This is a genomic window from Alteromonas sp. AMM-1 (genome assembly GCF_047290655.1).
GTDB lineage: Bacteria > Pseudomonadota > Gammaproteobacteria > Enterobacterales > Alteromonadaceae > Alteromonas > Alteromonas mangrovi.
In genome coordinates this window covers 1-10,227 of sequence record NZ_JBLBUE010000125.1, presented here as the reverse complement: position 1 = coordinate 10,227, position 10,227 = coordinate 1, and the positions used below count along the sequence as shown (strand labels likewise).

The 10,227-nt window shown below is 50.5% G+C and carries 7 protein-coding genes; 2 read left to right on the top strand and 5 right to left on the bottom strand.

The window, feature by feature from the left end; genetic code table 11:
* Together gltB and ACLR2L_RS15495 are read left to right on the top strand one after the other, a co-directional pair.
* On the top strand, nt 1-2,549 hold a 2,549-nt coding region (gene gltB, locus ACLR2L_RS15500; protein ID WP_413369351.1), incomplete at its 5' end, for a glutamate synthase large subunit.
* A 15-nt stretch (nt 2,550-2,564) separates the two neighbouring features.
* Nucleotides 2,565-3,980, top strand: a complete 1,416-nt coding sequence (locus ACLR2L_RS15495) for an FAD-dependent oxidoreductase (RefSeq protein ID WP_140959072.1) — start codon at nt 2,565-2,567, stop codon at nt 3,978-3,980.
* Between the two features lie 55 nt (nt 3,981-4,035).
* Here the strand turns inward: ACLR2L_RS15495 and ACLR2L_RS15490 are convergent, their stop codons facing one another.
* The 5 genes from ACLR2L_RS15490 to ACLR2L_RS15470 form a co-directional block, all read right to left on the bottom strand.
* On the bottom strand, nt 4,036-4,416 hold the full coding sequence (locus ACLR2L_RS15490; RefSeq protein ID WP_140959074.1) for a TonB-dependent receptor: 381 nt from the start codon (nt 4,414-4,416) through the stop codon (nt 4,036-4,038).
* A 108-nt stretch (nt 4,417-4,524) separates the two neighbouring features.
* Nucleotides 4,525-6,828 (bottom strand): TonB-dependent receptor, encoded by a 2,304-nt coding sequence (locus tag ACLR2L_RS15485; protein ID WP_413369348.1) that lies wholly within the window; start codon nt 6,826-6,828, stop codon nt 4,525-4,527.
* Between the two features lie 213 nt (nt 6,829-7,041).
* A complete protein-coding gene (locus ACLR2L_RS15480; protein WP_413369346.1) occupies nt 7,042-8,232 on the bottom strand; it encodes an MFS transporter in 1,191 nt (396 codons plus the stop codon).
* 57 nt (nt 8,233-8,289) lie between these two features.
* Nucleotides 8,290-9,474, bottom strand: coding sequence for an acetyl-CoA C-acyltransferase (locus ACLR2L_RS15475; RefSeq protein WP_413369344.1), 1,185 nt, complete (start codon nt 9,472-9,474; stop codon nt 8,290-8,292).
* 15 nt (nt 9,475-9,489) lie between these two features.
* Nucleotides 9,490-10,227: 3-hydroxyacyl-CoA dehydrogenase family protein (locus tag ACLR2L_RS15470; RefSeq protein WP_413369342.1), on the bottom strand; the 738-nt coding region annotated here is incomplete at its 5' end.

Genomic DNA, 10,227 nt, shown 5'->3' with positions numbered 1-10,227 from the left:
TGGTAGATAACCAATTGCGCTGCGACGCCAACATTGTGGTAGAAACCGCCTCCGCGCGTGATCCACACCACTTCGCAGTACTGATTGGTTTGGGTGCAACGGCAATTTATCCGTTCCTGGCCTATGAAACGCTTGAGCAGTTATGCGAAAAAGGTGATTTGGATATTACCGCAATGCAAGCTGTGCTGAATTACCGCAAGGGCATCAACAAAGGTCTGTATAAGATCATGTCCAAAATGGGTATCAGCACCGTGGCCAGCTACCGCAGCTCGAAACTGTTCGAAGCGATTGGTATTTGCCAGGAAGTCATGGAAATGTGTTTCAAAGGCGTGCCTTCGCGCATTGAAGGCGCCAACTTCGACGATTTCCATCAGGACACCATTAACCTGTCACGCATTGCCTGGTTAAAGCGCAAAAAGATTTCGCACGGTGGTTTGTTGAAATACGTACACGATGGCGAATACCACGCGTACAACCCTGATGTAGTTCAAACACTGCAAAAAGCGGTAGTGTCGGGCAACTACGCCGACTATCAGGTTTATGCGAAACTGGTAAATGAGCGTGCACCCTCACACTTACGGGATTTAATGAAGCTCAATCCGGCCAATCAGCCAGTTGACATCAGCGAAGTTGAATCAGCCGAAAGCTTATACCCGCGCTTTGACACCGCCGCGATGTCTATTGGAGCCTTGAGCCCTGAAGCACACGAGGCGCTGGCGATTGCCATGAACCGGTTAGGCGGACAGTCTAACTCAGGTGAAGGTGGCGAAGACCCTAAACGCTTTAAGACAGAGAAAAACTCTAAGATTAAACAGGTTGCATCGGGACGCTTTGGCGTAACACCGCATTACCTGGTTAACGCGAGTGTGATACAGATAAAAGTTGCCCAGGGCGCCAAGCCTGGTGAAGGTGGTCAGCTGCCTGGCGACAAGGTCAATAAGTATATTGCGCAACTGCGCTTCTCGGTGCCAGGTGTAACCCTGATATCACCACCGCCGCATCACGACATATACTCTATTGAAGATTTAGCTCAGTTGATCTTCGACCTGAAACAAGTGAACCCAACCGCACTTATTTCAGTGAAGCTTGTATCTGAGCCCGGTGTAGGCACCATTGCAACCGGTGTTGCGAAAGCCTATGCCGACCTTATCACCATTTCTGGCTACGATGGCGGCACAGGCGCAAGCCCGCTGACGTCGGTAAAATATGCCGGAAGTCCGTTTGAGCTGGGTCTGGCGGAAACGCAACAAGCGTTAGTAGAAAACGGTTTGCGCCACAAAGTGCGCGTACAAACCGACGGCGGTTTAAAAACTGGTCTTGATGTTATTAAAGCGGCAATTATGGGTGCGGAAAGCTTCGGCGTTGGTACTGGCCCAATGGTTGCCCTCGGCTGTAAATACCTGCGTATTTGCCACCTGAACAACTGTGCAACCGGTGTAGCAACTCAGGACGAAAAACTGCGTGCTGAGCACTTTATTGGCTTGCCGGACATGGTAATGAACTACTTTAAGTTTGTTGCTCAGGAAGTGCGTGAAATCATGGCCAGCATGGGCGTGCGTAAGTTCGACGAACTGATCGGCCGCACTGAACTGCTGTCATTGGTTGAAGGTATTACCGCCAAGCAGAATCGTCTGGATTTATCTCCCATTCTGGCGAAGCCAGTTGCGGGTGAACACACGCATCTGTTCTGTTCAGAAACCACCAATGCGCCATTGGACAAAGGTGTGCTGAACGCCAAAATGCTGAAAGACGCCAAAGAAGCAGTTATCAAGGGTTGTGGTATTAACCTCAGTTACCCTATCCGCAACACCGATCGCTCTGTTGGTGCATTACTTTCAGGTGAGATTGCCAAGCACTACGGCAACCACGACATGGAAGAAATGCCAATCACCGTTACGTTTAAAGGAACGGCGGGGCAGAGTTTCGGCGTGTGGAACGCTGGCGGTCTGAATATGTATATCGAAGGTGATGCCAACGATTACGTAGGTAAAGGCATGACTGGCGGTAAGCTGGTCATTTATCCGCCGCGTAATGTGCAATACAACACCCACGAAAGCGCCATTATGGGTAACACCTGTCTGTACGGTGCAACTGGCGGCAAGCTGTTTGCAGCGGGCCGTGCGGGTGAGCGTTTTGCAGTACGTAATTCAGGTGCCATTGCCGTTGTGGAAGGCGTGGGTGACAACGCTTGTGAATACATGACCGGTGGTATTGTGGCGGTGCTGGGCCCTGTGGGCGTTAACTTCGGTGCCGGTATGACAGGTGGTTTTGCTTACCTGTATGACGAAGGTGATCTGGATCGCCGCGTTAACCCTGAGCTGGTAGAGCTATTGTCGATTGACGACAAAGTGATCCTTGCAGAACATCTGCGTGGCTTAATCAACCAGCATTACGAAGAAACCGGCAGCCAGTTCTCGTTGAGCCTGCTGCATGACTTTGCCAGCACCTTATCGAAGTTCAAACTGGTGAAACCAAAAACCAGCGATGTGAAAAACCTGTTGGGCCATATTAGTCGTTCCAGCGCTGAATTGCGCATTCAGGCACAATAGTGAGGTGAGAAGATAATGGCTAAGAATGTTTATCAGTTTGTTGATGTAGAAAGAATTGATCCGCCGAAAAAGCCCATTATGGAGCGTAAATCGGGGTTCGCTGAAATCTATCATCCACTTACCTCTTCGCAAGCGGAAGGCCAGGCAGATCGCTGCCTGGACTGCGGCAACCCGTACTGTGAATGGAAGTGCCCGGTGCACAACTACATTCCACAGTGGCTGGCGCTGGCTAACGAAGGCAAAATCATGGAAGCGGCTGAACTGTCGCACAAAACCAATAGTTTGCCGGAAGTGTGTGGTCGCGTATGTCCACAGGACCGTTTGTGTGAAGGATCTTGTACCCTGAACGATGAGTTCGGTGCAGTCACCATTGGTTCGATTGAAAAGTACATCACCGATACCGCCTTTAAAATGGGCTGGCGTCCGGATATGTCAGGGGTAACCTGGACAGACAAAAAAGTGGCTATCGTAGGTGCGGGCCCGGCTGGTCTTGCCTGTGCGGATATTCTGGTACGTAACGGTGTTAAACCCGTTGTATTCGACAAGTACGAAGAAATCGGCGGCTTGCTGACCTTTGGTATCCCATCGTTCAAGCTGGAAAAAGACGTCATTAAACTGCGTCGTGAAATCTTCACTGAAATGGGCGTTGAGTTCGTTCTGAACACCGAAATTGGTAAAGACATTCCATTCCAGCAATTACTCGACGAATACGATGCAGTATTCCTGGGAATGGGTACTTACAAGTACATGAAAGGCGGATTCGACAACGAATCAGCGCCAGGTGTATTCGATGCGTTGCCGTTCCTGATTTCCAACACCAACCGTGTTATGGGACTGGAAAAAGACGCGGCTGACTACATCGACATGAAAGGCAAGAAAGTGGTCGTGCTGGGTGGTGGTGATACCACTATGGACTGCGTACGTACCTCTATTCGTCAGGATGCCGCAAAAGTAACGTGTGCTTACCGTCGTGACGAGGCCAGCATGCCGGGTTCACGCCGTGAAGTGGTAAACGCCAAAGAAGAAGGTGTGTTGTTCGAGTTTAACGTTATGCCATTAGACATTGCTGTTGATGAAGCAGGTAATGCAACGGGTGTTAAACTGGTTCGGACTGAAATGGGCGCACCGGATGCACAGGGCCGTCGTAGCCCGGTTGTGGTTGAAGGTTCAGAATTTGTGTTAGAAGCCGACGCGGTAATCATTGCGTTTGGTTTTCAGCCTAGCCCTGCCCCTTGGTTTGGCGACTACGGTATCATCCTGGATGAAAAAGGCCGTGTTCGCGCACCAGCCAAAGGCAAGTTTGCATACCAGACATCAAACCCGAAAATCTTCGCCGGTGGCGATATGGTTCGTGGCAGTGATCTGGTTGTTACCGCGATTGACGAAGGTCGTAAAGCGGCTGAAGGCATCATGGATTACATTGGCGTGTAACACAAACAGCGCTATACATTGTGAAACGGAGCCAAATGGCTCCGTTTTTTATTGGCTATTCTGAGCTTTTACTGCTCTTGATATACATGACTTTCATCATAATCAGTGAAATAAGCACCACAATCGACGATATGCCTAATACCGGCGCGAGCGCGTCATCACCCGCAATACCGCCGTACAAACAATACAGCCCAATGATAAGTACCGCTGTGCCAGCCTGATGTAACCAGTACTGGGCCACCGCGAGCTTTGAATCACTATTGGTTAGCCATAATTTATGGATTACCGCGTAAATCATGCTAACAACAAACCCCAGCAACATAATGTGTGCGTGGGTCACTAACTGCCCGTGATTTTTCGTTGCGGCCATGTGAATACCCAACAGTAATCCTAATAGCGCGTAACCCAAACCGGTTAATACATACTTTCTATCCATGTGTTTTCCTTTTTATTTTTATTGCTCACAACAAAGCCCGAAACACGTTAACTGTGCTCCGGGCTAACTTTGTTGTGCGGATTCAACTACACATGTATAAAAAGTAATCTAGTAGTAGTGATATGTAAACTCTACACCGTACTCACGGCCTTTGGTCAGAGGAGCAAAGGTACCAAAACTCAATTGCGTATCGTTACCGTGTTTCACATCGTTAGTCAGGTTTTTCCCAAACAAGCTCACTACCCAGGTGCCCTCTTCGTTTTGAAGATCGATACCAGCATTCAGAATCTTTTGATCGTCGATATAGCCCTGATTGTTGTCGGTATAATAGGTTTTGTCGCGATACGAGTAATTGATGCGGCTGGTTAACAGGCCCCAGTCACTCACTTCCGTATCGTGAGTTAATCCAACACTGTAGGTAATTTCCGGTACACGTGGGATTTCCAGTGCTTCGTCATCCTTATCCACTACACCATCACCGTTAAGATCGTATATTACCTTGCTGTACTCAGCATCGATCAGTCCCAGGTTGAACATCGCAACCAGGTTGTCGGTAATGCGGAACATACCGTCAACTTCTATCCCCATCAGAGTTGCTTCGGCGGTGTTTTTGATGATTTGAATCAGTGAGCCATCCGGCGCAGGCAAACTCACTTCGCGCTGCATATCGTCAATGTTGGTAATGAACGCGGCGGCGTTAAAGCGGCCCCATGCAGTGTCGCCCTTGTAGCCCACTTCAAAATTATCAACAGTTTCTTCATCGAATGGACCCGGGCCGTTGGCTTCGCGTAATTCAGGCGTGCTGATATCGGCGGTATTTCTGAGGTTATAACCACCCGAACGGAACCCTCTCGACCAGTTGGCAAACAGGTTAGTGTCATCATCCAGTCGGAAGCGAACGCCGACTTTAGGTGACACATTGCTCCAGGTTTTGTTGTCAACAAAATCGAAGTTACAGTCATTGGCTTCGTAAATGTTGCATTTCGGGCCCTGTGGAATAATAAACCCGCTGTTTATGCTACTTACGTTCAGGTTCATCGACGAGATCTGAACGTCTTTTTCTTCACGGGTGTAACGCAAGCCGGCAGACAAGGTCCACTGGTCATCCAGGTCATAATCTACCGCAGCAAACGCCCCAAGGCTTGATGTGTCATGCAAACCGCCACCGTCCTGATAAATACCCGCAGCCAGTAAGTCTGGCGTGCCGTCGCCATTAATATCGGCGTATACCGTGGTAATAGGCAGTTCTCGGCGTTCGTGGTACAGCATATCGTTGGTGTAGTGGTACAAACCGGTTGTGACGTTAGCTTTGCCCAACTGGGTGTTAAAACGCAGCTCATGGCTGTGCTGTTCACTGGTTGTCCAGGAATTAGAGTGGAATAGCGAAAATGGCTGCGCATCAATGTCACCGCGAGTTGGCGAGAAGTAATCGCGCCAGCCGTAGATATACGTCATGGTGCCACCTGCAACATCCCAGTTCAGATTCAGCGACAGCAGTTCGGTTTCGATTTTCTGCCAGCCTGGCTCGTTAATCGCGAAATCATGACTGTCGCGATCAAATGTTACGGCATAAGGCGCTAATGGGTGTGCGCCAGAGAACGCCAGATTCGGATTAATCCCCAAACCATTGGTATGGTTCTGACCTGACGGGCCATCGCCGTCCAAATCCAGATTTTCATACTTTAATTCCAGTGTCAGATCGTCAGTGGCTTCCCACAAGGTAGAAGAGCGAAACAGCGTTTGCTCTACTGCACCGTGATTGCTGCCATCAAATTTGTTCTTAAACCAGCCTTCATCGTTGTTGTGGTATACCGATACTTTGGTAAACAGGTTGTCGGTAAGCGGAATATTAACCGCGCCCTGAATCGTTTTGTTCAGTCCACCCGGGCCACCGCCCGTTACCGAGCCTCGAACTTTTGCGTTGAAGGTATCGTCGGCCTTTTTCGTGGTGATCAGGATTGCGCCGCCGGTTACGTTACGACCAAACAGAATACCCTGCGGTCCGCGCAACACTTCCACGCGTTCAATATCAAACATATCCACTACCACGCCACCGTTGGTCCCAATGAATACGCCATCGATAAATACGCCAACCGTTGGGTCGATTGAGGTGATTGAGCTGTTAATGCCTAAACCGCGAATTGAGAAGTTAGCCACGCCACGCGCCGTTCCCACATCTTCCAGCACCACGTTGGCAATGCCCACAGACAGGTCATTCATGCTTCGGAATTTCATGGCATCTAATTGGTCTTCGCCAAATGCCGTAATGGCCACAGGGACATCCTGAATAGACTCAACGCGTTTACGCGCTGTAACTTCAATTTTCTCGAACAACTTGTCGGCCGTTTTGTTCGACTTGGCGACTTCCTGGGCCTGTACAGGTTGCAATAGTGCAGAGAGGCACAAAGTCAAAGCGGAATACTTAAACAGCGAAGTGTGATTCCTGGTTATGCTGGTAGGGCACATGGTTTTTCCTCAGTTCCAATTTATGTGTGTAATACGCGTTGTTAAATCTATGTTACGAACTGCACACAAAACTAACACCTGTAAAAATGGGTGTCAATATATTGGAATGGTATTTCGCTATGTAAAACTAAATTAATAAAAATTGATCTTTAGTTTTACTTATTTACTGCTAAAGAAGTATTGGATTCTCAGGTTAATTGCTATCAAACAAGCACTTAGTAGTACACAACAATACAACGGGAAGTGGATATCAGATTGGTATAACATCGCGCCCAAAGGCGGTCCAAGGGTATATCCCATTGCCGGAGAGGCTGTCATCAGACCAGTCACTTTGGCGCGTTCAGCATCTGAGCAGCGTTGCGTAGCTGCTGCCGTAACACTGGGATACCCTACCCCAACGCCAACACCAATACCCACCATACCAATGTAGATAAACTGCACCTCGGTGGCCGTTGCCACAGAAATATACCCCGCGGTCATCGCGATGGCCGCCAGATACAGCAGTTGTTTCAGGGTAAAATGGCCGCGTTGTACCAGTGTCCACTGCACGCTGAGCGCGGCTAATGCACTGATCATTAGCGCCGTGCCTGTGATCTGGGCAGCTTCTACGGGGGAATGATGAAAATAGTCAATCAGCAAAAAGCCCAGACTTTGCTGCAACATGGCCATACAGATGAATAGCACTACAGCAAAACTGAGTAACAGCAATACTGGTGACGAAGCCGAAACGTCGATATTCGTTAATGCCTTGGGGTGTTCCGGCTGCGACGGAGGCTCGTCAGGCAATTTTCTCCACACCAACAGCAATGCCAGGCACGTTAATACAATAATGGCGTACAGCGGTGCTACCAGCCCATAGGTAACCAGCAGACCAGCCAGCCCCGGACCCAGTATTTGCCCAAGGTTATTTGCTGACGTGACCCTGCTTAGCGTAGCCACCGAATGGAGGCTCTGCCGCCGCGCATAGCCAATTACATAGCCCACAGCTGCTGGCGGCGTGGCCGACATAACAGTGGACTGGGCCACCCGCGTTGCCAGTAAGCAACCAAACAGCGCATAGCCGGTAAGCCATTCAGCCAGTCCAACACTAAACACACTGGCAAAACACAGGGTGCCAATAGAGTATCCCGACAAACCGTAAATAAGCGTACGTCGATTACCCGCCCGCGCCGCATAATAACTCCAGCGGGTGCTACCCAATGCAAAAATACAGGCAGACGACGACAGTATCGCCGCCACCTGAAGTTCAGACAGTCCGGTCTCCCTGCCAAGGGCTGGTAGTATTGTCATCACCACGCTTTGCCCCATGGCCGTTGCCAGCAGGGCAATAAAAAGCACCAGCGTTACCATAGTCGACGGGTAAGCCGGTGCACGAGGTACAACTTTTTCGCCATACAGGGCTTGGAATTAGCTGTTGATTTCAAACAACGCTGCCATGCCCATACCACCGCCAATACACATAGTAGTAACGGCATAACGGGCTTTACGACGCTGTCCTTCCAGCAACACATGGCCCACCATACGGGCGCCACTCATGCCATAAGGGTGACCAATGGAGATAGCCCCACCGTTTACGTTGAGCTTGTCATTGTCGATACCCAGCTTGTCGCGGCAGTACAGTACCTGTACGGCAAAGGCTTCATTCAGTTCCCACAAATCAATGTCGTTCACGGTTAAGCCATGACGCTTTAACAGCTTAGGTACCGCGAATACCGGGCCAATGCCCATTTCATCGGGCTCACAGCCGGTGACAACCATACCGCGATACGTGCCCAGTACCGGTAGGTTGCGTTTTTGCGCTTCCTTTGCCGACATCATGACACTGGCAGACGCCCCATCAGACAGCTGACTGGCATTCCCGGCGGTAATGGTGCCGCCGTCGATTACCGGGTTCAGACCCGCAAGGCCCTCCAACGTAGTGGTCGGGCGGTTGCACTCATCAGACGTAGCGGTTTTATTTACCAACTCAGTGGTATCCGTGGCTTTGTCGTATTGCGCGTGCACCACGTCCATGGGCACAATTTCGTTGTCGTAAATACCACTTTGCTGAGCTGCTGCGGTGCGCTGCTGACTCTGTAAGGCGTATTCGTCCATTTGCTCACGGCTAATTCCATAGCGCTTGGCAACAATTTCTGCGGTTTCAATCATCGACAGATAAATGCCTGAATGCTTGGCTTTCAACGCCTCGCTGTGGGCGCGGAATTTATTCATGTTATTATTCTGTACCAGCGAGATGGAATCCAGCCCACCCGCAACCGCTACCGGGGCGCCATCTACAATAATACGCTGTGCCGCCATACTAATGGCCTGCAAACCAGAAGAACAAAAACGGTTAATGGTTACGCCGGCGGTAGTCACCGGTAAGCCCGCCATGAGTGCAGCCTGACGACCAATGTTGCCGCCTGTAGCGCCTTCCGGCAGACCACAACCAATTAATACATCCTCTACTTCTGCGCCGTCGATACCGGCACGTTGCACTGCCTGGGCAATCGCATGGCCGGCTAACTCTGCGCCATGGGTATTGTTGAACGACCCTCGGTACGCTTTGCCAATGGGCGTGCGTGCGGTACTTACAATTACTGCATCAGTCACAATCTCTCTCCTCAACTATTTAGATGTCAGGTCAGCAAAACTGCGACCTTGTTCGGCAAGGGTTTTCAGTAATGGCGCAACCTGCCAGTCGTCGCCGTAGCGCGCCTGGAACTGTTCCATGTCAGCCACAATCGCAGGCAATCCCACGGTATCGGCATAAAACATCGGGCCGCCCCGGTATACCGGGAAGCCATAGCCATAGATGTACACCACATCAATATCAGACGGACGCTGGGCAATGCCTTCGTCCAGAATCAGGGCCGCTTCATTGATCAGCGGGTAAATAAGGCGTTTTACGATTTCCTCGTCGTCGATTTCACGAGGTTCGCAACCCAGTGCATCCATCGCCTCTTTAATGATGGCGTCGACTTCCGGATCAGGAATAGGCGTGCGTGAGCCTTCTTCATAGCGGTAGTAACCTTTGCCTGCTTTCTGGCCCAAACGCCCTGCTTCTACCAAACGGTCTGCAATAGCGCCGTCGGTCTCGGGCACATATTCTCCGCGTTCACGGCGTTCTTTACGCACGCGATAACCCACGTCCAGTCCAGCCAAATCGCCCATGGTGAGCGGGCCCATGGCCATACCAAAGTCATACAGGGCTTTATCGATACGTGCCGGCGATACGCCTTCCAATAACAGTGCACCCGCCTCACGGCCGTAGCCTTTCAGCATGCGGTTACCAATAAAGCCGTCACACACACCAGACACCACGCCTACTTTATTAATGTGCTTGGCCAGTTTCATGGCGGTGGC

Coding starts and splice junctions, on each gene's coding strand:
- ACLR2L_RS15495 (WP_140959072.1), top strand. CDS start 2,565: ATGGCTAAGAATGTTTATCAGTTTGTTGATGTAGAAAGAATTGATCCG.
- ACLR2L_RS15490 (WP_140959074.1), bottom strand. CDS start 4,416: ATGGATAGAAAGTATGTATTAACCGGTTTGGGTTACGCGCTATTAGGA.
- ACLR2L_RS15480 (WP_413369346.1), bottom strand. CDS start 8,232: ATGGTAACGCTGGTGCTTTTTATTGCCCTGCTGGCAACGGCCATGGGG.